This window comes from Ensifer sp. B1-9 (genome assembly GCF_050474445.1).
GTDB lineage: Bacteria > Pseudomonadota > Alphaproteobacteria > Rhizobiales > Rhizobiaceae > Ensifer.
In genome coordinates, this window is record NZ_JBCHVG010000001.1 from 404,926 (window position 1) to 426,765 (window position 21,840).

Genomic DNA, 21,840 nt, shown 5'->3' on the forward strand with positions numbered 1-21,840 from the left:
ATAGAAACCGAGATCGGGTGGATAGCGGCCTGTCCATTTCTTGCAACCGGAAGGGACAGGCCGCCGTCAGAGGGCGCTATTTCAGCGGCAAAAACAGTTCCGCGACCGCCTCATGCTCCGGCACCTCCGGGAAGAAGCTCAGCCGTTGGCAATAGATCGGAAAGTCGCGTGCTTCCTCGCCGCTGGCCGGAAGCCAGTCCCGATAAAGATAGAGCGCGGCAGGCTCCAGATTGTCGGTGTTGCCAACAACGCGGAGCATCGCGCAGCGTCCGCCAGGGATCTCGCCGGCTTTGATCTGCTCGCCGTTCGCCTCGATCGGTTGGTCGGTCCCGACACAAAGGTCCACGCTATAGTCGGCAGGTGACGCAGGACGTCGCTCAGAACGCCAGACATTGAAGGTCGGACTTGTCCTGGGGTGCAGGCCAGCGGCCTTGCGCCACGCGATGAACCGCTGGATGGTGGCAGCGAGCATCGCCGGGTCGCCCCGATGCTCCATGATCGCCACCGGCGTGGGGGACACATTGCGAATCGTCACGTCGTCAGTGGTAAAGGTCTTTTGCATGAACTTGCTCCTCGCGTTGTCGAAAGGCCCGAAAGCCGCAAGCCACGGCTCCCAGTCGGGAGACTTCCGGAACGATGAAGGCGATTGCCCGAACCGTTGCCGAAAGGCGCGGGCGAAGGCGTCCGGTGCATCGTAACCGGCATCCATCGCTATGTCCGTGACGCTTTGGGCGTCCATGTAGGCCAGCCGGTACGAAGCGCGCTTCATACGGGCAAGCTGGACATAGCGATGCACGGATAACCCGAAGGTCGCCGCAAACTGCCGGTGGAAATGAAACTTCGAGAAGGCGGCAATACCGCTCACCGTTTCCAGGTCCAGATCAGTGTCAAGATGCCGGTCAATATAGTCCTGCACCCGCCGCATCCGGGCCTGATAGTTTTGTAGCGCCGCCTTCATCATTCCTCCTCCGTGGCAGCACCAACTAAGCGTACGCAGACATGACGCGCTCGACAGATCTTGCGGTTTTGTCATGGGCCGCAGAACATTGCCAAGGACCGTTTACGGGTACACCCAATATATGGATGAACGGCAAAAAGGGGCGTTCGCAGACTGGTGGCTTTTCATTTCGCGCCGCACGCTGATTCAAGCTCAAATGAGTTGATCTGACCTTACCGACTTCGAATGGCGCGTGATCAGGCCGCTGCTGCCCACAAGCCGAGAGGCGTGCCCGAGGCACAGCGCAACGAACTGAAGTCGCGCGCCGATGCGATCCGCGCCAGTTATGACGAACTCTCGGCCGTCTACCAGGATAGCAAGGATGGTAATGCCATCCCGTTGAACTAGACCTGAACGCGCGGCGCTTTCCGCTCCGGGCCACCTGCCGACTGCCGGGCCATTTCATTGTCTCCCCGATTCAACAAAATGGCCTATTTCCTTGAAAGATTACACATTCCTGCCGACGCGGGCAGGTGCTAGGTTCCCCGAAATTCAGTCGCGTTTTGGGGGGAATTGCGTGAACTGGTCCAAGCCTCTCAGAGTGCATCTCAGCGTCCTGGTCGTCGCGCTGTTGCTCCTAACGGCGACGCCGATCATCTGGATGGCGTTCAGCCAAGGGCGACAGGCGGCGATCCTCGCCGGCGAGAAGCACATGCGGGAAATGAGCCTGCGGCTGATCGAGGGATACAGGAATGCGCTGGAGGGCGGCCAGGAGGCGGTTGCGCTTGCCTCCACGGTGCCGCAGCTTGCCGTCGCACCGCCGCAAGATCTGGAGCCGAAGACGCAGTTCTTCCTGGAGGTGCTCAAAAGCGTTTCCAACGCGACGAGCATCTATGCCGGCTATCCTGATGGCTCCTACCTGCAGGTGATCAACACGGAGAGGGATTATGTCCGCCAGACGCTCGCGGCACCGGCGGGCACCGCATTTGCCGTCCGGGTGCTCGCCCACGGGCAGACCGTCGGTTCCGTGTCGACGCTCCGGTTTCTCGATGGCCAAGCGCGTCCGATCGGGGAGCGCCCGTTCGAGCGGACGAATTTCGATCCGCGGCAGAGCCCCTGGTACCAGGCGGCGCTGCGAAGCGGCGGGCCGGTTTCCGTCGGACCCTATGTCACCGGAACGCTCAAGGTGCCGACCTTGGCGCTCGCGACCCCCTTGAGGGGCGCCAGCGGCATCGTGGTCGGCACCAACATTCACCTGCAGACCATCAGCCGCCTGCTTGATGCGCGGCAGATTTCGCCGCGGGCCCGCTCCTATGTCATCGGCAGCGACGACAGGCTCGTGGCCCACTCCGATCCGGCGCTCATGAGCACGATCCTGGGCGCGTGGTCGGGCGGCGGCGGGGCCGGCATGCGCAGCCTCGACCCGAGCCTCGAGGTGGTCGCCCGGCTGCGCAAGGAGCCGGCCTATATGGGCGGAGGTCTTGCCGAAGCCGATCTCGCCGGGGAGCGCTATCTGATCCAGATGGCGCCGGTCAGCGTTTCCGGCCTGTTCAAGGGCAGCTCGGTCGCAATCGTCGTGCCGCTGCAGGACCTGGTGGCACAGGCGAACCGGCTGCTCATCCGCAACCTCCTGATTGCCGCCAGCCTGCTGGTGGCGGGCGTCGTCGGGTCGGTCCTGCTGTCGCGCGTGATCAGCCGCACGCTCTACCGGCTTGCGGACGAGGCACGGCGGATCGGCGACCTGAACTTTGCCGGGAAGGGGACGCCGCATTCCTTTATCACCGAGATCAACACGCTGGCCGGCGCGCTGGCCGCCAGCCGCCATGCCATCCGCCAGTTTGCCCTCTATGTGCCGCGCGAAGTGGTGCGGCGGATCGTCAATCCACGTGGGGAGGCGGTCGCCAAGGCGGCGCGGCAGGAGGTGACCGTGCTCTTCACCGATATCCGCGACTTTACCACCATATCCGAACGGCATTCGCCCGAGGACGTGGTGGAGATCCTCTCCGCCTATTTCGAGGAGCTGAACGGGATTGCCGAAGCGCATGCCGGCACGGTGGTGCAATATCTCGGCGACTCCCTGTTCGTCATGTGGAACGCACCCGTTCCGGATCCGCGGCATGCGGAAAACGGCTGTCGCTCGGCGCTGGCGATGAAGGCGGCGGTCGAGCGTCTGAACGAGGCCAACCGCCGGAACGGGCGACCGGAATTGTTCACCCGCTTCGGCCTGCATACCGGCCCGGCCGTCGTCGGCAGCTTCGGAGCGATCTCGCGCCAGCAATACACCGCCATGGGCGACACGATCAACGTCGCCTCGAGGCTCGAAGGATTGAACAAGGAGTTCGGCACGACGATCCTCGTCAGCGGAGCCGTGCACGGCGCCGTTGCCGATACCTTCGACTTCCGCCCGATCGGGCTCATCCCCGTGAAGGGGCGCCATGAGAAGGTCGACCTCTGGGAACTGGTGGGCGAGAGGGCCGGGTAGAGCGCCGCCGTACCGGGGTCGCAAGCGCTGCGGCGACGCCCGACGGGACGCGAGGGCGCTTCAGTGTTCCGCCAGAAAGCCGGAAACCATCGACCGGAAGGCGTCGATCGCCTTCGGCAGCACCGCCTTCGGATCGTCGCTGGCGGCCACCCAGAGAGCGGCGTTGAGAGCGGCGCCGCTCAAGAGCCTCGCCGCTGCTTCCGGGTCGACGGGTTTCAGGATGCCCCTTTCAAGCAGGCGCTCGACGGTCTCCCGCGTCGCCAGCAGGCAGCTGTTCTGGCTCGGCCATTTCGAGGGGTCGCCGAGCACGGCGGGCCCGTCGAGCAGCACGATCCGCTGCACCTCCGGATCGAGCGCCATCTCGATATAGGCGGCGCCTTCGGCGAGCATCGCCTGCCAGCCGTCTTCGTTGCCGCTGCCGATCTCCTTGGCGCGCGCGGCCATTTCACTGTCAATCTGGTTGACGACGGCGGCGAGCAGCCCGCGCTTGTCGCCGAAATTGTGGTAGAGCGCGCCGCGTGTCAGGCCGACATCGGCGGTCAGCTCGTCCATCGAGGCCGCGGCATAGCCCTTTTCCGCGAAGGCCTTCCGGCCCGCCGCGATCAGCTTGGCGCGGTTCTCTTCCATCGTCTCCTGGCGGCGTCTGGCCATGCGGTCCTCAAATTCATATACGACGCGTATATGAATTTGACATACGCGCCGTATTTGGTTATTTCATATACGTGGCGTATATCAAATGGAGCGGGTTTTGTGAAGTTCTGCCTGATCGGGCAGCGCTCGCCCGTTTCTGCGCCTTGGATTTCAAAAAAGGACCAGACCGATGACTTCACGCGACGCAATCTTTCCCGCCAACCGCCACGCGCTCTACGAGGCGCACGGCTATTCCGCCGCGATCCGCTCCGAGGACCTGCTGTTCGTTTCCGGCCAGGTCGGCAGCCGCGAAGACGGATCGCCCGAACCGGATTTCGCCCGCCAGGTCGAGCGCGCCTTCGACAATCTCAAGGCAACGCTGAAAGCGGCCGGCTGCAGTTTCGACGACATCGTCGACGTCACCACCTTCCACACCGACCCGGAAAACCAGTTCGAGACGATCATGGCCGTCAAGAACCGGATCTTCCCCGAAAAGCCCTATCCGAACTGGACCGCAATCGGCGTCAACTGGCTCGCCGGCTTCGACTTCGAGATCAAGGTGATTGCGCGGATTCCGGCGAGCACGGGAGTTGGGCGCGAGCGGGCGGCCTAAGGTCTGCTCGAAACAACAGCGTCGGATTGAAGTCCGAACCTAGTCCTGACCAAGGTCCGCGGAACATATTTCACTTGGTGAGGTCCCCGTGCTCGGAAACGAGGCATTGTTCGCGTTCGTGCTGCCCTTCTTGCGGTCAACCGCCTCTTGCGGCGAGAAGGGCCACGCACGAGTTTGGATCATTCCAGGTCATAAAGCCGTTTGGTCAACCGGAGTCGAAGACCATCACTGGAGGAATAGGTTACGTCGCCAACCTCATATGCTGCGATGTATCCCGTGCGCTCGAACGCGACGAGTTCTCCATTGGGGTCCAGTATTTTCTTGTCGCTTGTAAGGATCACTTGACCACCATGCATGATGGCGTCGACCGCTTCCTGGATTTTTCTTTCAAGTCCCTTGCCCTCGTGGCGCTTGAAAGGATCATGGTAGTGCAGACCAGTCAGCCATTCCTTATGCAGGCATGGCAGCGCAACGCCATCGACTGACGCAAACCACCAACCTTGGCGTCCTATCGCTTTCTTCTTTGGCAATGCCGCCCCCCAGTTCCCGCCTGTGCAAGCATTGCCACAACCGAGGGTCGATCGTCAATTTTCACCGGGAGGCGGCGTCCCAACTTCTGCCGCCAACAACTCGGAGTCGGCCACATTAGGAACTCCTATGCTAATCGTCGCGCGATATTGGAAAGAGCAACGGCAGGGTGATGGCCGCCCTGTTTGCGGCCATCCTTGCGCCAGTCGATGGCGGTGATCTGCAGACGTCGATCCGCAAACAGGACGTCCGCACGAGCTTTCGGTTACAGCCGTCGCAGGCGGAGACCGAACCCACGCGGCCAGTCCGCGAGGGCGTGAGCGCGCCCGTGACTACGCTCTAATGCAGATGCGCAAGCTTGTCCGGATTGCGCACCACATAGATCGCCACGACCTTGCCGTCCGCGATCTCCAGCGCGGTCGATTGCAGCTCGCCGTCGGCCTCGCGGGTGACGAAGCCGGGCAGGCCGTTGATGAAGCCGGTGCGCACGAGCGTCGAGCCGTGTTTGGCGAAGAGGGCGGCGAGTTGCTCGTGCACCTTCATCACGGCGTCGAAACCGAGGATCGGCCGCATGGCTGCCGGGCGCTTGCCGCCGCCGTCGGAATGGACGCTGACATCGGCTGCGAGCATGGCGCCGAGCGTCTTCATGTCGCCGCTGCGGGAGGCCGCATAGAAGGCGTTGGCGATTTCGAGGCCGCGCTGCTGCTCGATCTGGAAGCGCGGCCGCTCCTCGCGCACATGGGTGCGGGCGCGGGCCGCAAGCTGGCGGCAAGCGGCGGCGTCGCGCTCGATCGTCGTCGCAACTTCGTCGAAGCTCAGGCCGAAGACGTCGTGCAGCAGGAAGGCGGCGCGCTCCAGCGGCGAAAGCCGCTCGAGCGCCAGCATCAGGGGCAGGGTGACGTCATCCTCCGGCTCCTCCTCGACGACGGGGTCGGGAAGCCAGGGGCCGACATAGGTCTCGCGCTGGCGCCGGGCGGATTTCAACTGATCGAGGCAGAGCCTAGTCACCGTGCGGCGCAGAAACGCTTCGGGTTCGCGCACTGCCGCGCGGTCGGCCCCCATCCAGCGGATGAAGGCCTCCTGCACCATGTCCTCCGCATCGGCGACGGAGCCGAGCATGCGGTAGGCCACGCGGACCAGCTTCGGGCGCAGCGGGTCGAAAGCCGCCGCTGCGTCCTCCTGGGGCGAACTCGCCATCAGGCGGCGGCCTGGGCGGCCTTGGCTTCCGCCGGCTCGACCCAAAGGCCGAAGCCGACGGCGAGGCGGTTCCAGCCATTGATGACGTTGATCATCAGCGTGAGCTTCACCTGTTCCTCCTCGGTGAAATGATCCTTGAGCGCTTCGTAGGCCTTTTCGTGGGTGTGGCCTTCCGAAAGCCTGGTCAGCGCTTCGGTCCAGCCTAGCGCGGCGCGCTCGCGATCGGAATAGCAGGGCGCCTCGCGCCAGGCCGAAAGCAGATAGATGCGCTGCTCCGTTTCGCCCTTCTCGCGGGCTTCCTGCGTGTGCATGTTGATGCAGTTGGCGCAGCCGTTGATCTGCGACGCGCGGATCTTCACGAGCTCGACGATGGTCTGGTCGAGGCTCGCGGCAACGGCGACGGATGTACCCATCCAGTTCTTCATCAGTTGCGGTGCGGCGGCGAAAAGGTCGATCTTAGCAGTCATGGTTCCGTTTCCTTTCGTTGGTTCCGATACCATGACGAGCGAGCGACGGCCGGTGTGACATCGGCGCGAAATTTTCTGGATTTTTTGGCACAGGCCGCAAGCGCTTCGGCCTGTCACACCCCTGTAAAAAGGCGGCTCTATCCCTCGGCGCCAGTTTCAACACGAGGGTATATTGATGAAATCGTTCGTTTCCGTCCTTGCCGGCGCGCTTGCCGCAGGCCTGCTTTCGACCGCTGCTTACGCCGAAAACCTGGTGCTTTATACCAGCCAGCCGAACGAGGACGCGCAGGCGACCGTCGATGCCTTTGAAGCCGCCAATCCCGGCATCGAGGTGGAATGGGTGCGCGAGGGCACGACAAAGATCATGGCCAAGCTGATGGCCGAGATCGAGGCGGGCAATCCGGTCGCCGACGTGCTGCTCATCGCCGACACGGTGACGATGCAGCGGCTGAAGGAAGCCGGGCATCTCGCCGACTACAAGTCGCCGGAAGCGGCCAGCTACGATGCCTCGCTCTATGATGCCGACGGCGCTTACTACTCCACCAAGATGATCACGACCGGCATCGTCTATAACACCTCTGCTGCCATGAAGCCCGCGGGCTGGCAGGATCTCAGCAAACCGGAAGCCAAGGGCCTCGTCACCATGCCGAGCCCGCTGACCTCGGGCGCGGCGCTGATCCATGCGCAGACGCTGACCGGCATCGAGGGCCTCGGCTGGGATTATTACAAGGCGCTCGCGGCAAACGGCGCCACGGCGGCCGGCGGCAATGGCGGCGTGCTGAAGGCGGTTGCAACCGGCGAGAAGGCCTATGGCATGCTTGTCGATTTCATGGCGATCCGCGAGAAGGCCAAGGGCGCGCCGGTGGAGTTCGTCTTCCCGGCCGAGGGCGTTTCGGCGGTGACCGAGCCGGTCGGCATCCTGAAGACCGCCAAGAACGTCGAGGCCGCCAAGAAGTTCGTCGACTTCCTGCTGTCCGAGGAAGGCCAGAAGACGGCGGTGAAGATGGGCTACATTCCGGCCCGTAATGGCGTGGCGCTGCCCGAGGGCTATCCGGCGCGCGAGACGATCAAGGTGCTGCCGGTGAACGCCGCTGACGCCGTGAAGAATTCCGACGCCGACCTCAAAACCTTCTCCGGCATCTTCGGCACGAACTGATCGGAATGCTCGAACGCAATGACCTGCGCAGCCGGCCCTGCTGGCTGCGCTTTCCCTTTCAGGGCCGGACGGCCGGCGCGCCCAGGGTAAGGACAGGGGCGAGCGCCGCTGCCGAGCCGCGCTGGCTGGCGCCCTTCGTTTTCGCCTGCCTGTTTCTGCTCTGCCTGCTGCCGCTGATCAGCCTGGCGAAGGCCGGCTTTGCCGGGCTCGTCTCCGGCCGGTCGGTCGGTGTGCTCACCGAGCCCGCGACCTTTGCGGCGATCCGCAACACGCTGATAACGGCAACCGGCGGCATGGTCGTCTCCGTCGTCATCGGCGCGCTCTTTGCCTTCGCCGTGGCGCTGACGGATGTGCGCGGCAAGCTGGCCCTGAGTTTTGCCTTCATGCTGCCGATGATGATCCCGCCGCAGGTGACGGCCCTTGCCTGGGTGGAAATGACCGGGCCGGCAAGCCCGCTGTTGAAGACGCTGGGGATCGCGCCGCCGCTCGGCAGCCCGCAGCCGCTCTATTCGCTGTCAGGCATTTCGCTGCTCCTCGGCGTCCAGCATGCGCCGCTCGTATTCCTGGCGCTAAAAGCCGGGCTTTCCGCCTCGCCGCGCGACGGAGTGGAGGCGGCACGGCTTGCGGGCGCCACGCCATTCCGTGTCTTTCGCGATATCGTCGTACCGCTGTCGCTGCCGGGGTTGATTGCCGGTGCTGCGATCGCCTTCGTTTCCGGTGTCGGCAATTTCGGCATACCGGCGATCCTCGGCATTCCCGCCGGGATCGCGGTGCTGCCCACCCTGATCTATACGCGGCTTGCGAGCTTCGGCGCCGGCACTTTCGGCGAGATCGCGGCTTTGTCCAGCCTGATCGCCATGATCGCCGCCGCCGGGCTGGTCCTGCAGCAGCGGGCGCTTTCCGGCCGGGACTATCGCATCATCGGCCTCTCGGGCGCGAATGCCGCCTTTTCGCTCGGGCGATTCCGCCTGGTCGTCGAGCTGGCGCTGGTGGCGATCCTGTTTCTCGTGCTGGTGGCGCCGCTCGCGGCCCTCGTCGCGAGCTCGCTGGTGCCGGCCTATGGCGTACCGCTCACTCTTCAAACCGTGTCGCTCAGCGCTTACGAAGAAATCCTCTTCCGCCAGTCGATGACGCTGAAAGCATTCGCCAATTCGGTGTTCCTCGCGAGCGCTTCGGCGTTCGGCCTGCTCGCCGTTTCGGTGCCGGCCGCTTACCTGATGACCCGGCGCAAGGGGTGGCTTGCCGATGCGCTCGGCATCCTGATCGAAATTCCCTATGCGCTGCCGGGCATCGTGCTGGCGGTCGCCTTCATCCTCATCTTTGCAGCACCTTTGCCCGTCCTCGACGTCTCGCTCTACGGCACGATCTGGATCATCCTGATTGCCTATTTTTCCTCGTTCCTCGCCGTCAGCCTCAAGCCGGTGATGAGCGCGTTCCTGCAGATGGATCCGTCACTGGAAGAGGCCGCACGTCTCTCCGGTGCCGGCTTCGTCCGGCGCATGCGCGATGTGATCCTGCCCTTGGTGGCGCCGGCCGCCGGCGCTGCGATCATCCTCGTCTTCCTGATCGCCGCCAACGAGCTCACGGTCTCGGCGCTGCTCTGGTCGGCCGGAACGCAGACGCTCGGCGTCGCCATCTTCAATCTCGACGACAGCGGCTCGTCGGACCTTGCCGCAGCACTCTCCGTGCTCGTCGTGGTGATGGTCGTTGTCTTGATGGCCGCGCTGGAGGCGCTTGCGAAATATCTTCCCGGGGGCGTGCTGCCGTGGCGCAATTGATCCTCAACCACCTCACCAAAGATTTCGGCGGTGGCCGGCCGGCGGTGTCGGATGTGTCGCTGACGGTGCGGGAAGGCGGCTTCCTGGCGCTGCTCGGGCCATCCGGCTGTGGCAAGACGACGGTGCTCAGGATGATCGCCGGCTTCGAGCGCCCAAGCGACGGCTCGATCGATTTCGGCGAAAGGCGGCTATCCGATGCGTCGCGGGCGCTGCCGCCGGAACGGCGCAACATGGCGATGGTGTTCCAGTCCTATGCGCTCTGGCCGCATATGACGGTGGCGGAGAATGTCGGCTATCCCTTGAAGGTGCGCGGCATTTCGGGCGACGCGTGGCGCAGAAGCGTCGGCGACGCGCTTTCGCTGGTGAAGCTCACCGACTATGCCGAGCGCCGGCCGGCCGCCCTTTCCGGCGGCCAGCGCCAGCGCGTGGCGCTCGCCCGCTGCCTGGTGACCTCGCCCGACGTGGTGCTGCTCGACGAGCCGCTGGCAAACCTCGACCAGCATCTGCGCAAGTCGATGGAAGAGACCTTCCGCATCTTCCACGAGCGCTCCGGCGCCACCATGATCTATGTGACCCACGACCAGGCCGAGGCGATGGCGCTCGCGACCGATGTCGCCGTCATGTCGGAGGGGCGGCTGATGCAGATGGCGCCGCCCGCCGAAATCTACGCAAGGCCCGAAGGCGCCGTCGTCGGCGGCCTGATCGGCCGCGGCTCCGTCCTGAAGCTGGCCGTACCGGCGGGGGCGCCGAGGGCGCTGGATTGGGCGACGTTGCGCGCCGCGCTGGGTGGCATCGGCGAGGCGGGTGCGGGCAATGGGGCGACCCGTGACCTGCCCGTTCGCGACGTCCTCGTGCGGCCGGAGCATGTGCGCCGCGACGGCGAGGGGATGGCGTTTCGGGTCATCTCCTGCGTGTTCGAGGGCGAACGTTTTGCGCTGACGCTGGCGCTGCCCGACGGGCAGGTGCTGAAAGCCTATGGCGAAAGCGCAATGATGCCCGGGGAAACGGCGCGCTTCGTGCTGAGCCGGGGCTGGCGGTTGTAGCCGTTCAATCGCAATCGGGCTTGTCGAGTTGGACCTCGAATTGCCGCGGGCCGACCAAGCCTGGCTTTGACGGCAGGCCGACGATCCTTGCCATAACCGTGCATTTTCCGGCGTTAACCGCATAGCGGTCGCGGCCCTGGCTGATGACCTTGTCGATTGGATATTTGGGAACGGCGACGGCGACCGCATTGATGACGGCGTTCAACTCGCGGGCGCGCTGATAGTTCGGCGCAAGGGTTGCTTCGGCCTGGCTGGCGACGAGGAGGGTGGCGAGGCAAAGGGCGGCAGACCGGGCGAACATGGCGTGGCTCCTGTTTCAAGGAGGCAAGCATGATGGCCGGCGATATTCAAGCTGCCCGGCTTCCGCTTCATCCTCCGTAATGGGAAACTGCGAGCAGAGTTCAAGAGTTTCGGCCGTGGCGAAATAAACCGTTAAGTTAAATGAAACCGGTTGCTATAAACAATCAGTATCCCGCTTGGATGCGGTTAAGGAGGAACGAGGCGAAGCGCGCCTCATCGACAGGAGGATAGGATGAAGCTCTATCAGGGCATGGGACCGAATTCGTATCGCGTGCGCATCTTCATGGCGGAGAAGGGGATTTCGCTGCCGATGGTGAATGTCGACTTCGCCAAGGGTGAGCACCGGGCGCCGGAGTTCCTGGCGGTCAATTCGCTCGGGCAGATTCCGGTGCTGGAGCTCGACGACGGCACGATCATCACCGAGAGCGTTGCGATCTGCCGCTATCTCGAGGAAACGAAGCGCGAGCCGCAGCTTTTCGGCCACGATGCCGTCAGCCGCGCCAAGGTGGAGATGTGGAACCGGCGCGCCGAATTGGTAATCCTCGGAACCGTCGGCAATGTGGCGCTGCATTCCGATGCCTTCTTTGCCGAGCGGCTGACGCAGTTTCCGGCCTTTGCCGAGGCCGAGCGGCTGGCGGTGCCGAAGAAATGGGGCTGGCTCGACGACGAGCTTTCGGACGGGCGGCCGTTCCTCGCCGGTGACGCATTCTCGATCGCCGACATCACCGCCGGCGTCACCGCCTGGCTCTGCGACGTCTTCGGCATGGAGATCCCGGCTTCGGCGAAAAACGTCCAGCGCTGGCTGGAGCGGGTGCGCTCGCGGCCGAGTTTTGAGGCTTAGCGGTTCAACAAGGGTAGGCGGACTTCGTCTGTCTGGCTCATGGGGAATGCCCCTCATCCGGCCTGCCGGCCACCTTCTCCCCGCGGGCGGGGCGAAGGAGACTCGCGGGCGGCCGCTCGCCCACGCCGACGATTGTCGGTTGCGATGTCCGTCAGCAGCTCCCCGGTTGGCGGCGCAGCCGTGGTCCTCGTCCCCTCGCCCCGCCTGCGGGGAGAGGGTTAGTCCTCGGGTTGAACCCGGGGCCGATACGCCCTTAGAGCTTTGATTGTTTGGCAGATTTGTTCATTCTGCGGCCGAGGTTCGGAACCTGATTTACCGCCTTTCCGGCCCCGCTAAAATACTTATGTGGATAGGTGTTCCGACCTTTTTTCTTGCCTTCTCCATGGCTTTTTTCAATTCCTAAAATAATAGCTGCCCGATTCGCCCGCCGTCGGCGCCTGCAGGGCGTCGGCTCTAGGAGACAAGCCATGAACGATTTCAAGAAGCCCACGATCACCGAAATGCGCCCGAAGATCACCGTCATCGGGGTCGGCGGCGGTGGCGGCAACGCCATCAACAACATGATCAACGAAGGGCTTCAGGGCGTCGATTTCGTGGTGGCGAATACGGACGCGCAGGCGCTCGCCATGTCGAAGTCGTCGCGCATCATCCAGCTTGGCGCCGCCGTCACCGAGGGCCTCGGCGCCGGCTCGCTGCCGGATGTCGGCCGGGCGGCGGCGGAAGAATCGATCGACGAGATCATGGATCACCTCGGCGGCACGCATATGTGCTTCGTCACCGCCGGCATGGGCGGCGGCACGGGCACGGGTGCGGCACCGGTGATTGCGGCAGCGGCGCGCAAGGCCGGCATCCTCACCGTCGGCGTCGTCACCAAGCCCTTCAGCTTCGAAGGCAAGCGCCGCATGGAAACGGCCGAGCAGGGCATCGAGCGGCTGCGCGAGGCGGCCGACACCGTGATCGTCATTCCCAACCAGAACCTCTTCCGCATCGCCGATGCCAAGACCACCTTTGCCGATGCCTTCGTGATCGCCGACCGGGTGCTCTACTCCGGCGTCGGCTGCATCACCGACCTGATCGTCAAGGAAGGCCTGATCAACCTCGACTTCGCCGACGTCAAATCGGTCATGAAGGGCATGGGCCGGGCGATGATGGGCACCGGCGAGGCGACCGGCGAGGGCCGCGCGCTGAAGGCGGCGGAAGCGGCGATCGCCAACCCGCTGCTCGACGAAGTGTCGATGCGCGGCGCCAAGGGTGTGCTGATCTCGATCTCCGGCGGCATGGACATGACGCTGTTCGAGGTGGACGAGGCTGCGACCCGCATCCGCGAAGAGGTCTATGACGAAGCCGACATCGTCGTCGGCTCGATCTTCGACCGCACGCTCGACGGCACCTTCCGCGTCTCCGTCGTCGCCACCGGCCTCGATTCCGCCCGCTCGGCCAACAATGCCGCGGGTGCGGCCGCCGGCCAGCCCGCACCGGCGCCGATCCGCACGCTGCAGTAAGGCTCATCGCCTCAAGGGGCGACACGGCAAGAAGCAGGGCGCCATGCGTCGATCGGAACGCATGGCGATTTTTGTTGCTGCCCCTCATCCGGCCTGCCGGCCACCTTCTCCCCGTCGTGACGGGGGGAAGGGGCGGTGTGGCACGCGCGTCGCTCCCCCGCTCCGTTTGTGAAGGAAGGGCGGCGAGGGGTGCCATTCCCTCTCCCCGCGAGCGGGGAGAGGGTTAGTCCTCGGGTTAAACCCGAGGAGAGGGGCAGAGCCAACCGGGAAGTTATCCGTCACGGCTGTTGCGATAAGCCACGCCGCGTTCCCATGAGGGCGGCGTGCTGCGGTCGGGCGAAGCCCAGCCGTTCAATTCGACGCCGCTGCATTTATCCGCGGCGTCAGCCGATAGATCAGCATCGTGTCGTCGTCGACGACGCGCTCGGCCGTGCGGTCGAGATGGGCGATCAGGCCCTTGTTGTATTCGAGGAACTTGCGCCGCTGCATGTCGCGGGCGTTCTTGGTGATGCCGAACCAGGTGGCGTTGCGGGCGCGCAGTTCCTCCAGCGCCTCGATCGCGTCGTCGTCCTCCAGCAGCATCGACCATTCGGTCTCGCCGCCGCCGGGCGGGAAGACCCAGCCGCGGCGGCGGCTGTAATAGATCGCGACGGGATCGCCGATCGTCGGCGTCGCGGTGATGACGAGCTCGCCGGGGCGGCTGAGTTCGCTGAGCCTGGTGCCGAGCTTTTCGCCGTGGTCGGCATAGGGCGTCTTCATCAGCGAGAGGCCGGGGAGGCTGCCGCCGATGACGACGACGGCGGCGATCGCCGCAAGCCGCAGGGCACGCGTGAGGAGCCCGCGTTCGCGGCCGATGCCGACGAGCAGGATCAGCCCGCGGCCGGCAAGTGCTGCCATCGGCACATTGAAGATATGGAAGTTCCAGGGGTTGGTCTTGATCTCGCGGGCGGCGAGGACATAGACGAGGGTCGCGCCCAGCAACCAGACATGGAAGAACCAGGGCGCACGAACGGAGCCTGCCTGCGTCTCCGCCCCGCTTGCCGCCGGCGGCGCGGTCAGCAGCGCGATGCCCGCGAGCACGACCACCGGCAGGGTGAAGAGCCAGTTGCTGGCGATCTTCCAGGTGGCGGGAATGTAGAAGCCTTCGTCGAGGAACCTCGAAAGCCCGTCGCTCCAGAGATAGCCGCTGCCGGCGACATGGTAAGGCGGATAGTTGGTGCCGAGATAGTGCGCCCACCAGTAATAGCTGAGGATGAGCGCACCGGCGGCGAGGGCGACCGGCAGGATTGCCAGGAGGCGGCCGAGGCCGAGCTTGCCGCGCTGCTGCAGGATGGCGAAGGTCGCGTAGGTCATCGGCACGACCACGGCGATGCCCGGCAGCTTGGCAAGCACGCCCGTGGTGGTGAGGAGGCCTGCGACGATCAGAAGCGACAGGCGATCGCTCTGCAGATAGGCGACATAGGCCCAGGCGCCTGTCGTCACCAGCGCCAGCATGGCCGGATCCGGCAGGAAGGAGCGGTCGATCATTACCGCGCCCGGCATGATCGCCAGCAGCAGCGCGCCGGCATGGGCGTGGGCCTCGTCCCAGAGCCGCGCGATCAGCCGATGCAGCGCGAGGACGCCAAGGACGCCGAAGGCAATGGCAACGAGCCGGCCCCAGGTTTCGTCCCAGCCGAAGGCGGCATAGAGAAGGGCGGTGATATAGGAGACGACCTGCAGCTCGCGGCCCTGATAGGAGGGGTCCGGTCCGGTCCAGCTCACCTCCGGAAAGAAGATGTTCCAGCTACGCAGGAAGAAGTTGTCGGCCATCATCGCCGTACTCGCCTCGCGCCAGCTAAAGGCATCGACGAGCGGCTGCTGGACGTCATGCAGGCGGAAGAGGGCGGCGAGCACCAGGATCGCGGCGAGCGCCGCAGCATTCATGTGCCTGTGATCGAACCCCGACATATGCCTCCCCAGGCGCGCCGAACGATCCTGACGACGACCGCGAGCGAGACGGTGCCCTGCGGATGGCCTCCGCCAGGCGCCGGCCGCTGCACCAGTCTAGAGCATCCCGCTTTCAAGTGGAGTCACCTGACGCGGAAAGAGGCTCTGGAAACAAAGCGCTGCAGCGACCTTTGCGCGTCCCATAAGACGCGCGGCGCTGTCGGACGACTATAATTAAGTATTCGCTGATTGTCTTGGCGTGAAAAGCCGGAAACCGACACTGTTTTTCGGCCTCGATGCGGGGCCAAAACTAATCCCCGGCCTGTGCCGTAGCCCAAAGGGACAGCTTGTCGAGAAACGTGCCCGGTCCTATAACTTCAATATAAGCAAACTGCTGAGCGCGACGCTCGCAGTCGCAAGCTGCTTTCGACTTTGACCACGGATGTACTGGCACAAGTTTTGAGAGCGAAAGAAAAGGAAGGCCGGAGCCGCGCGCGCTCCGGCCTTTTTGTTGCGGCGGGGGAGGTCGCCCCCTGTGCAGTCCGCAGGCGCGGCGCTGCGAGATTGCCGTCATCGCGGGAAGCGCGGTTTCCGCCGCTCGGCTTCCTCGAGCACCGAAAGCGGAAGACGGCCCAGGTTGATCTCCGCAAGCGTAAGTCTGCCGTCAATCACCACGGCGAAATAGCGCCGGCAGAGGTCCAGCGCCATCTCGGCCCGGCTGGAATAGGACGTCTCCTTGAGGTCCGACTCCTTGAATTCCGCTTCGACTTCCGGCACGCACATCTCTACGAATTCCCGCTCGGCGCCGGGGCGCTTGCGCAGGGCGGCGATCCCCCACTCGTACCTGCCATAGCCGATGAGGGGATCGGGCCGAGGCGCGAACAGAATGATTGCGATTGCGCACAACAGCGCGACGGCCATGCCGCCGGCGACGAAACGAATGTTCATGATGATAATCGTATAAATTGTTTATCCTGCTATTCTATCGCAACTTTACCGTTAGACAAGGCGTCTGAATATCGCTCGCGCGTCGCGATCTTCAGCTTCGCTCCCTGCGCTTTAGGTCTTTGATCCTTCGCGATGCCGTCATCGCAAGACCGCTGCGCACTTCCGGGCCGACAGGGGCGAGGAGGCGTGAACTCGGGCTGGTCGACGGCTAGGTCTCGCATGGTTCGCTTTCACGAATTGTTCCTCACCCATTTGGGCGAGGCGAGTGAGATGAGACCACTTTCGTGCTTGGAGCGTTCTCTCATCGTTCGTCGCTTATTAGCGGTTGCGCAATTGGGCGCGGCCAATTTCGCGCAGTGGGAGAGTGAGAGGCGGGGGAAGAGAGAGACGGGTGCCGCCGTTTCGCCGGCGGCCGTCCGCCAGGTTTACAGGCCGAGCAGCCAGAAGAGTGCGCCGAAAACAAGGATGAAGGCGAGGACGGCGCCGATGAACCGCAGCATGCCGGTGTTGGTGTCGCGGGTGCCGACAAGAGAGTACCAGAGGTTGTCATTGTTCATGTTGCAGCGCTCCGTCATGCGTGTTCCGGTTTTACCAGAACCAGCCGGGGATGGAAGCGCGAACCGGGGGACGGTTGGGAGCGCGCGGCAGCCGAAGACGTACTCCGGCTGCTGTCTGCCGGGACGGTCGGGAGCGCTTCCGGCTCCCGATCCGGGGATGGCCGCACCGGCGATGCCGGCTACTCGACGGGAGCCTCCCTCAACCTCGGCAGTGCGCAGAGGATGGCGTCCGAAAATGAGGTGGATTGCGCCGACGACGTGGGAGAGCGCCGGCAAGCCGCTAGTGAAGCGCTGCCGCCATCGTGGCGGCGATGATGGCGCGATACGCGTGCATGACGCGATGATTGCAGAACACGATGGCCGCTGCAGGCCGGAATGAAACTTATGCGGGAGGGAAGGGTCGACTTCCGCTGTTGGCGATCGGGCGGTTTGCGCTGTTCCGCGTCGTCGAGAGCGGGTGGCGAACCGCTGCCGCGGGAGCGCGGTCAGAGGGCGGCGAGCTCTTCGGCCGTTGCGACGATCTGCGTGTTGCCGAGCGAATGATCGGCGTATTTGAACGCCAGGATGCTCATGACTGACGCGACGAGGGCTACCAGGACGATACGCATGCGGGCGCTCCAAGCTCTTCCTGCCTGACCATGTTCCTTCGTTGGGCCGGGCGGTGGGTTGAACCGGAAAGCCGATGCTCCCGGCCGAAAGGCCTTTGGCCTTTGTGCTCCTGTTCTAGCAGGGGAGCCGCGCGTCCGTTGTTCCCGCGGAGACAGCGAAGGGCGGCACCTTGCCGTCGGATGCGCTTGTGATTTGCGGTGGTGGAGGGGGAGGATCGGTCGTGCCGGTTTCGACAGGATGCCGGGAGAACTCAGGGCGGCCAGCGCCGCCCCGAGCTAGGCTTAGCGGCCGTTGAACTCTTTTCCGCCCGGTGCGCCCTTGTTGCTCGAGCTGACACCGTTGCTACGGTTTGGCCCCCAGGCCAGTTCGACCTGGTGTTCCGTCTTGAGAACGGTCTTCTTTTCGGCCTTGGGCACGACAACGTCGGCCTGGGGCACGACAACGTCGGCGTGGGACACGGCGGCAATGGCGGACGTCGCGAAGGTGAGCGATGCCGCAGCGGCAATGATGATTTTCATAGCAGTCTCCTCGGTTCGATCCACGCGCAGTAAGCGCGGGACCGCCTGGCCTAGCCGCATCGACAGCAAGGCGACATACGGCACCTGTCGTAGTTCGTGAGGAGGACGACCCGCGAAATTTCGGGATGGTTACGAAAGGGCTGAGGAGCCTTTGAGAGGTGCTAGTTTTATTCAAGTGGAAGCTTGAGCTGTTCTTGAGTAATTGTGAACGAGAACTCGGTTGCCAGATTGACCGCTACGGCCGCCAAATTAGTTAATATGACGGATGATACAAATAAGGCGGACAGCCAACTCCAATTAAGGCTGAGCCAAACGCCGTAACCGATAATAGCCAGGTGAAGTAGAAGAATGCTTATGAAAGCGGCTACCAAAAGTATGAGTAGGCTGCCATAGTACGCTCGGAATCCGCGGCCAGCATCGTAGAAATCGATTCCGAATATATTCATTTTTCCGCGAAACGCCTTGACGTAAAGTTCTGTAAATGTATCGGCCGCAGTCAGGAAGTCCGGGTCAATCTGCTTTTGTTCCGCTGTTCTTATGCTAAATTGCTCTATAATGGCTTGGTATAGCTGTGAATTCAGGAAGGTCAGGGAGAGTATTAGGAACGTAAATGAGGAGAGAGCAGTCAAAACTTGTATTCCGGCCGGAATGTCATGCAATCCGAGTGACGTTCCGGGAATTGTTACGTTTTTTCCGAATAGGAGCATTGCCAAACCGATGTCAGTAAAAACGAGGGCTTTGAGATTTCCCTCTTGGCGCGATATCGCTAGTCGATGCATCGACAAATATTTCTCATAAAGTGCGCTCGTGAAGATTGCCCCGTCGGGGTCGAGCTGCATCTCTCGCTGCATAGTCAAGCGTAGGCGCACGCCTGGCGATAGCTTGAGTCGGAACGGTCCATGGTCTGTCTCTTTGCTTGGCTCTCCAATCACGTTGTGCCCCAGTACTGCTTCGTGAGCGTTAACTATTGCTACGTGGCTATAGGAACCAATGACCGCTTGAGTCGCAAGAACGCCGACGATCGCCCCGAACATGCAACGCGGGCTGATGATGCCCGCTGACAGTGCATTTAAAGACTTTAATTCGGAGAACGCCGTTCCAATGTAGGTGCGATAGGAATCCTAGGGGCGTTTTGCCAGCGCTTACCTTAAAGGGAACGTGCAAGAGTCGGTCACCGGGATCGTTCCTCACCCTTCCGCGTCCGCCGCCTCTGTCGCCACCGGCTTCTTCGCCAGCGCCAGGTTTGCTGCCGCGGCTTCTGCTTCCGCGGCACCGGCCGGGCCGGAACGGACGGTGACGGCGTTGGAGGCGAGGTCGAGGCCGGCTTGGCGCAGCGCCGGCAGCAGGCGCTTCATCGCCTCGCGCTGCAGGATGCTGGGGTTGCCGGGCCGCGCGGTGAACTTGAGGCGGACGACGAGAGAGTTTTCGGTGATGTCCTGGATGCCTTGCATCTTCAGGGGCTCGAGGAATTCTCCGCCGACTTCCGGATCTTCCAGCATGGCGAGCCCGACCTTCTTGATGGTCTTGCGGATCTGTTCCGGATCGGCGTCGCGCTCGAATTTCAGCTCGAACTTCACCGTGCTCCAGTCGCGGCTGTAATTGGTCACGGCCTGAAGCTGGCCATAGGGGACGGTGTGGATCTGGCCATTCTGGTGGCGCAGCCTCAGCGAGCGCAGCGAGATGCGCTCGACCGTGCCCTTGAGCTTGCCGGTATCGACATATTCGCCGACGCGGAAGGCGTCATCGGCGATGAAGAAGATGCCGGAGACGACATCCTTCACCAGCGTCTGCGAGCCGAAGGAAAGGGCGAGGCCGAGCACGCCGAAGCCGGCCAGCAGCGGCGCGATGTTGATGCCGAGTGCGGAGAGGATGACCAGGCTGGTGACGGCGAAGATGCCGCCGAAGATGAGGTTGCGGACGAGCGGCAGGATGGTCGAGAGCCGGCTTGCCTGATGGGTCACCATCTCGTTTTCGCTGTCGCCGGGCAAGGCGACGCGGGCCGACGGGGCGAGGGCCTCGAAGCTCCGCCAGAGGAAGCTGCAGATCACCCAGGCGGCCACGATCGCAAGGCTGATGCGCTCGAGGATGACGATCCAGCCGACGGCGGCGGCCGTATCGTCCTGGACCATCACCGGGCGCCAGAGTTCGATGATGATGTGCAGGCCGATCAGCCAGGTGGCGCCGGCCAGCGCCGTCTGGACGCTGCCGGAGATCGCCGCATGCAGCCTGGAGGAGGCGGGCGTGCGCCGGCGCTCGGCCGCCGCCCCGGCCAGCGAATGGATGCCGAAGGCAAGGATCGGCAAGGCGAGCAGGATGATCTGCGTGGTGCCGCCGGCGAAGCTCCAGGCCGCGCTGTTGGGGCTGCCGGCGACGATGACGGTCATCAGCCAGAGCACGATGGCGCTCAGGGCATAGAACTCCGGCACGCCGAAGGCGATGGCGCGGCGCACCGGGCCGGGGTTCTCTCCGGCAAAGAGCGCGCGAATATCGGCAGCACCCGCGATGAACCAGTGGAGCTTGACGAGCGTGAGGATGCTGACGCCGATCAGCAGCCAGCCGTCGGTGGCGGCAAGCTCCAGCCCGCGCAGGTGGGCGAAGCGCAGGCTGGCGCCGACGACGGCGCTGAGCGCGCCATAGACGGTGAGCATGGTGGCGTGGAAGCGCGGATGAGCGATGTCGAGCAGGCGGATCTCGGGCCGCGTCGGCGCAAAGAGGAAGCGGGCGCCGACGGCATAGACGGCCGAGACGACGGCGATGGTGATCAGGGCACGGGCAAGCTCGGCCGAAGCCGTGCCCGGCGTCAGGAACAGGCGAGCAAGGGCATGGGCGAGCGCGGCGAAGATCGCCAGATAGGCGATGTCGAAGCCGAGCCGGATCAAGGAGGCGCGCATGCGGTGCAGGAGGTCGACGACCTCGAAGGAGGCGCCGAACAGCCGATGGGTGAGAAAGCGGCTGGCGAAGGCGGCGGCCAGGCCGGCGACGACCGCAAGCCCGGCGATGGCCGCAACCGAGACGACCGACCAGCCTTCGGCGCGGATGCCTGCCGCGACGTCAGCCATGACGCGGGCGATGCCGGACATGCCCGCAAGCCCCATCTGCAAGCCATTGAGAAACCGGGCAGAAAGCGTGCCGAAGGAGTCCTCCGGGTCGGCGGCTGGAGCGGCTTGCTGCGGCGTGCCGGTTGTCGGTGTCGCGGCGACGGCCGGTGCCGAGGCGGGGCCGCTCTCCGATGTCGCCACGCTGCCCGACGTTGCGGCCTGATGTGCCGCGTCGCGCCATTCGACCGTGACCGGCCCGCCGGCCTTTGCGGCGGCGCGCAAGGTTTCCTCGATCTCGGCAGCGCTTTGGCCGGGCGTGAGGATGACGGTGATCGGCGGTGGGGTGGTCTGGGCAGAAGCGGGCAGGGCGACCGCCAGAATCAGCGCCAGGCCAATGAGCAGATGACGGCAGAAAAAGCGGATATATGCCATGAACTTCACCCATCGAGCCCCGTTCGCGCGCCATGCGCTCATCCGCATCACATTACACAATGTTCCAAAATTACAATCTATCTTGAAGGGTGCGGCGGATGAGGCGCGGCCCCCGTGTTCAAGGCTTGCGCAGTCCGGCTGCAAGCGTGACCAGCCCGATCATCCGCTGGCGAGTGGGCGGCGTCCAGCGGCCTTGCTGACGGGGCCAAAAGGGATCAAGATCGATGGTTGAAACCTGTTCATCGGGGGAATGCCAGATAACCGGCGCCGGGAAACCGGCGACTTTCCGCTGTTTCCTTTGATCGTAGGCGATTGAAGGAGGGAACATGCGGCCATTC

General features: G+C 64.0%; 22 protein-coding genes. 9 read left to right on the plus strand and 13 right to left on the minus strand.

Going from position 1 to position 21,840, the window contains the following annotated elements; genetic code table 11:
- Positions 1-76 precede the first annotated feature (76 nt).
- On the minus strand, positions 77-958 hold the full coding sequence (locus tag ACQ5BM_RS01945) for an AraC family transcriptional regulator (RefSeq protein ID WP_429807662.1): 882 nt from the start codon (positions 956-958) through the stop codon (positions 77-79).
- Between the two features lie 225 nt (positions 959-1,183).
- Between ACQ5BM_RS01945 and ACQ5BM_RS01950 the strand changes: the two genes are divergently transcribed.
- Together ACQ5BM_RS01950 and ACQ5BM_RS01955 are read left to right on the plus strand one after the other, a co-directional pair.
- The gene (locus tag ACQ5BM_RS01950; RefSeq protein ID WP_429807691.1) at positions 1,184-1,345 is read left to right on the plus strand and encodes a hypothetical protein; all 162 of its coding nucleotides are present in this window, start codon (positions 1,184-1,186) and stop codon (positions 1,343-1,345) included.
- 169 nt (positions 1,346-1,514) lie between these two features.
- Complete coding sequence (locus tag ACQ5BM_RS01955; RefSeq protein WP_429807031.1) at positions 1,515-3,419, plus strand: adenylate/guanylate cyclase domain-containing protein; 1,905 nt, start codon at positions 1,515-1,517, stop codon at positions 3,417-3,419.
- A 60-nt stretch (positions 3,420-3,479) separates the two neighbouring features.
- Here the strand turns inward: ACQ5BM_RS01955 and ACQ5BM_RS01960 are convergent, their stop codons facing one another.
- A complete protein-coding gene (locus tag ACQ5BM_RS01960) occupies positions 3,480-4,070 on the minus strand; it encodes a TetR/AcrR family transcriptional regulator (protein WP_429807033.1) in 591 nt (196 codons plus the stop codon).
- A gap of 169 nt (positions 4,071-4,239) precedes the next feature.
- On the opposite strand from ACQ5BM_RS01960, the gene ACQ5BM_RS01965 reads away from it, so the two are divergent.
- Positions 4,240-4,662 carry a RidA family protein gene (locus ACQ5BM_RS01965; RefSeq protein ID WP_429807036.1) on the plus strand — a complete coding sequence of 141 codons (423 nt, stop codon included), beginning with the start codon at positions 4,240-4,242 and terminating at the stop codon, positions 4,660-4,662.
- 179 nt (positions 4,663-4,841) lie between these two features.
- Here the strand turns inward: ACQ5BM_RS01965 and ACQ5BM_RS01970 are convergent, their stop codons facing one another.
- The 3 genes from ACQ5BM_RS01970 to ACQ5BM_RS01980 form a co-directional block, all read right to left on the minus strand.
- Positions 4,842-5,192 carry a hypothetical protein gene (locus ACQ5BM_RS01970; protein WP_429807038.1) on the minus strand — a complete coding sequence of 117 codons (351 nt, stop codon included), beginning with the start codon at positions 5,190-5,192 and terminating at the stop codon, positions 4,842-4,844.
- Between the two features lie 337 nt (positions 5,193-5,529).
- Complete coding sequence (locus ACQ5BM_RS01975) at positions 5,530-6,387, minus strand: sigma-70 family RNA polymerase sigma factor (RefSeq protein WP_429807041.1); 858 nt, start codon at positions 6,385-6,387, stop codon at positions 5,530-5,532.
- Complete coding sequence (locus tag ACQ5BM_RS01980) at positions 6,387-6,854, minus strand: carboxymuconolactone decarboxylase family protein (protein WP_429807044.1); 468 nt, start codon at positions 6,852-6,854, stop codon at positions 6,387-6,389. Before ACQ5BM_RS01980 ends, ACQ5BM_RS01975 begins: the two co-directional genes overlap by 1 nt.
- Before the next feature lie 175 nt (positions 6,855-7,029).
- On the opposite strand from ACQ5BM_RS01980, the gene ACQ5BM_RS01985 reads away from it, so the two are divergent.
- Genes ACQ5BM_RS01985 through ACQ5BM_RS01995 form a run of 3 tightly spaced genes read left to right on the plus strand, consistent with a single transcriptional unit; the run spans position 7,030 to position 10,831 of the window.
- The gene (locus ACQ5BM_RS01985) at positions 7,030-8,010 is read left to right on the plus strand and encodes an ABC transporter substrate-binding protein (protein ID WP_429807047.1); all 981 of its coding nucleotides are present in this window, start codon (positions 7,030-7,032) and stop codon (positions 8,008-8,010) included.
- A 5-nt stretch (positions 8,011-8,015) separates the two neighbouring features.
- Entirely contained in the window at positions 8,016-9,788 is a 1,773-nt protein-coding gene (locus ACQ5BM_RS01990) for an ABC transporter permease (RefSeq protein WP_429807050.1), read from the plus strand.
- Positions 9,776-10,831, plus strand: coding sequence for an ABC transporter ATP-binding protein (locus ACQ5BM_RS01995; RefSeq protein WP_429807053.1), 1,056 nt, complete (start codon positions 9,776-9,778; stop codon positions 10,829-10,831). Before ACQ5BM_RS01990 ends, ACQ5BM_RS01995 begins: the two co-directional genes overlap by 13 nt.
- A gap of 4 nt (positions 10,832-10,835) precedes the next feature.
- Here ACQ5BM_RS01995 and ACQ5BM_RS02000 read toward each other — a convergent pair whose 3' ends face one another.
- Complete coding sequence (locus ACQ5BM_RS02000; RefSeq protein ID WP_429807055.1) at positions 10,836-11,132, minus strand: hypothetical protein; 297 nt, start codon at positions 11,130-11,132, stop codon at positions 10,836-10,838.
- 231 nt (positions 11,133-11,363) lie between these two features.
- Between ACQ5BM_RS02000 and ACQ5BM_RS02005 the strand changes: the two genes are divergently transcribed.
- Together ACQ5BM_RS02005 and ftsZ are read left to right on the plus strand one after the other, a co-directional pair.
- Entirely contained in the window at positions 11,364-11,972 is a 609-nt protein-coding gene (locus tag ACQ5BM_RS02005; RefSeq protein ID WP_429807057.1) for a glutathione S-transferase family protein, read from the plus strand.
- A 467-nt stretch (positions 11,973-12,439) separates the two neighbouring features.
- Entirely contained in the window at positions 12,440-13,474 is a 1,035-nt protein-coding gene (gene ftsZ / locus ACQ5BM_RS02010) for a cell division protein FtsZ (RefSeq protein WP_173516978.1), read from the plus strand.
- Between the two features lie 351 nt (positions 13,475-13,825).
- On the opposite strand, the gene ACQ5BM_RS02015 is transcribed toward ftsZ, so the two are convergent.
- The 7 genes from ACQ5BM_RS02015 to ACQ5BM_RS02045 form a co-directional block, all read right to left on the minus strand.
- Positions 13,826-15,421: an ArnT family glycosyltransferase gene (locus ACQ5BM_RS02015; RefSeq protein ID WP_429807060.1), complete on the minus strand. Its 1,596-nt coding sequence runs from the start codon at positions 15,419-15,421 to the stop codon at positions 13,826-13,828.
- Between the two features lie 549 nt (positions 15,422-15,970).
- Complete coding sequence (locus tag ACQ5BM_RS02020) at positions 15,971-16,348, minus strand: hypothetical protein (RefSeq protein WP_429807062.1); 378 nt, start codon at positions 16,346-16,348, stop codon at positions 15,971-15,973.
- 425 nt (positions 16,349-16,773) lie between these two features.
- The gene (locus ACQ5BM_RS02025; RefSeq protein WP_429807065.1) at positions 16,774-16,905 is read right to left on the minus strand and encodes a hypothetical protein; all 132 of its coding nucleotides are present in this window, start codon (positions 16,903-16,905) and stop codon (positions 16,774-16,776) included.
- Between the two features lie 485 nt (positions 16,906-17,390).
- Positions 17,391-17,513: a hypothetical protein gene (locus tag ACQ5BM_RS02030; protein WP_429807068.1), complete on the minus strand. Its 123-nt coding sequence runs from the start codon at positions 17,511-17,513 to the stop codon at positions 17,391-17,393.
- A gap of 282 nt (positions 17,514-17,795) precedes the next feature.
- Complete coding sequence (locus ACQ5BM_RS02035) at positions 17,796-18,032, minus strand: hypothetical protein (protein ID WP_429807071.1); 237 nt, start codon at positions 18,030-18,032, stop codon at positions 17,796-17,798.
- A 167-nt stretch (positions 18,033-18,199) separates the two neighbouring features.
- Positions 18,200-19,066: a hypothetical protein gene (locus tag ACQ5BM_RS02040; protein WP_429807074.1), complete on the minus strand. Its 867-nt coding sequence runs from the start codon at positions 19,064-19,066 to the stop codon at positions 18,200-18,202.
- A 153-nt stretch (positions 19,067-19,219) separates the two neighbouring features.
- Complete coding sequence (locus tag ACQ5BM_RS02045; protein ID WP_429807077.1) at positions 19,220-21,502, minus strand: mechanosensitive ion channel domain-containing protein; 2,283 nt, start codon at positions 21,500-21,502, stop codon at positions 19,220-19,222.
- Here ACQ5BM_RS02045 and ACQ5BM_RS02050 point away from each other — a divergent pair.
- On the plus strand, positions 21,501-21,734 hold the full coding sequence (locus ACQ5BM_RS02050; RefSeq protein WP_429807080.1) for a hypothetical protein: 234 nt from the start codon (positions 21,501-21,503) through the stop codon (positions 21,732-21,734). The genes ACQ5BM_RS02045 and ACQ5BM_RS02050 overlap by 2 nt on opposite strands.
- The last annotated feature ends 106 nt before the right edge of the window (positions 21,735-21,840 follow it).

Bases quoted from the DNA above. Each gene is read 5' to 3' on its own strand.
- ACQ5BM_RS01945 (WP_429807662.1), bottom strand. From the start codon at position 958: ATGAAGGCGGCGCTACAAAACTATCAGGCCCGGATGCGGCGGGTGCAG.
- ACQ5BM_RS01950 (WP_429807691.1), top strand. From the start codon at position 1,184: ATGGCGCGTGATCAGGCCGCTGCTGCCCACAAGCCGAGAGGCGTGCCC.
- ACQ5BM_RS01960 (WP_429807033.1), bottom strand. From the start codon at position 4,070: ATGGCCAGACGCCGCCAGGAGACGATGGAAGAGAACCGCGCCAAGCTG.
- ACQ5BM_RS01965 (WP_429807036.1), top strand. From the start codon at position 4,240: ATGACTTCACGCGACGCAATCTTTCCCGCCAACCGCCACGCGCTCTAC.
- ACQ5BM_RS01975 (WP_429807041.1), bottom strand. From the start codon at position 6,387: ATGGCGAGTTCGCCCCAGGAGGACGCAGCGGCGGCTTTCGACCCGCTG.
- ACQ5BM_RS01980 (WP_429807044.1), bottom strand. From the start codon at position 6,854: ATGACTGCTAAGATCGACCTTTTCGCCGCCGCACCGCAACTGATGAAG.
- ACQ5BM_RS01985 (WP_429807047.1), top strand. From the start codon at position 7,030: ATGAAATCGTTCGTTTCCGTCCTTGCCGGCGCGCTTGCCGCAGGCCTG.
- ACQ5BM_RS01990 (WP_429807050.1), top strand. From the start codon at position 8,016: ATGCTCGAACGCAATGACCTGCGCAGCCGGCCCTGCTGGCTGCGCTTT.
- ACQ5BM_RS02000 (WP_429807055.1), bottom strand. From the start codon at position 11,132: ATGTTCGCCCGGTCTGCCGCCCTTTGCCTCGCCACCCTCCTCGTCGCC.
- ACQ5BM_RS02005 (WP_429807057.1), top strand. From the start codon at position 11,364: ATGAAGCTCTATCAGGGCATGGGACCGAATTCGTATCGCGTGCGCATC.
- ftsZ (WP_173516978.1), top strand. From the start codon at position 12,440: ATGAACGATTTCAAGAAGCCCACGATCACCGAAATGCGCCCGAAGATC.
- ACQ5BM_RS02015 (WP_429807060.1), bottom strand. From the start codon at position 15,421: ATGTCGGGGTTCGATCACAGGCACATGAATGCTGCGGCGCTCGCCGCG.
- ACQ5BM_RS02020 (WP_429807062.1), bottom strand. From the start codon at position 16,348: ATGAACATTCGTTTCGTCGCCGGCGGCATGGCCGTCGCGCTGTTGTGC.
- ACQ5BM_RS02025 (WP_429807065.1), bottom strand. From the start codon at position 16,905: ATGAACAATGACAACCTCTGGTACTCTCTTGTCGGCACCCGCGACACC.
- ACQ5BM_RS02030 (WP_429807068.1), bottom strand. From the start codon at position 17,513: ATGCGTATCGTCCTGGTAGCCCTCGTCGCGTCAGTCATGAGCATCCTG.
- ACQ5BM_RS02035 (WP_429807071.1), bottom strand. From the start codon at position 18,032: ATGAAAATCATCATTGCCGCTGCGGCATCGCTCACCTTCGCGACGTCC.
- ACQ5BM_RS02040 (WP_429807074.1), bottom strand. From the start codon at position 19,066: ATGTTCGGGGCGATCGTCGGCGTTCTTGCGACTCAAGCGGTCATTGGT.
- ACQ5BM_RS02050 (WP_429807080.1), top strand. From the start codon at position 21,501: ATGAACTTCACCCATCGAGCCCCGTTCGCGCGCCATGCGCTCATCCGC.
- ACQ5BM_RS02045 (WP_429807077.1), bottom strand. From the start codon at position 21,502: ATGGCATATATCCGCTTTTTCTGCCGTCATCTGCTCATTGGCCTGGCG.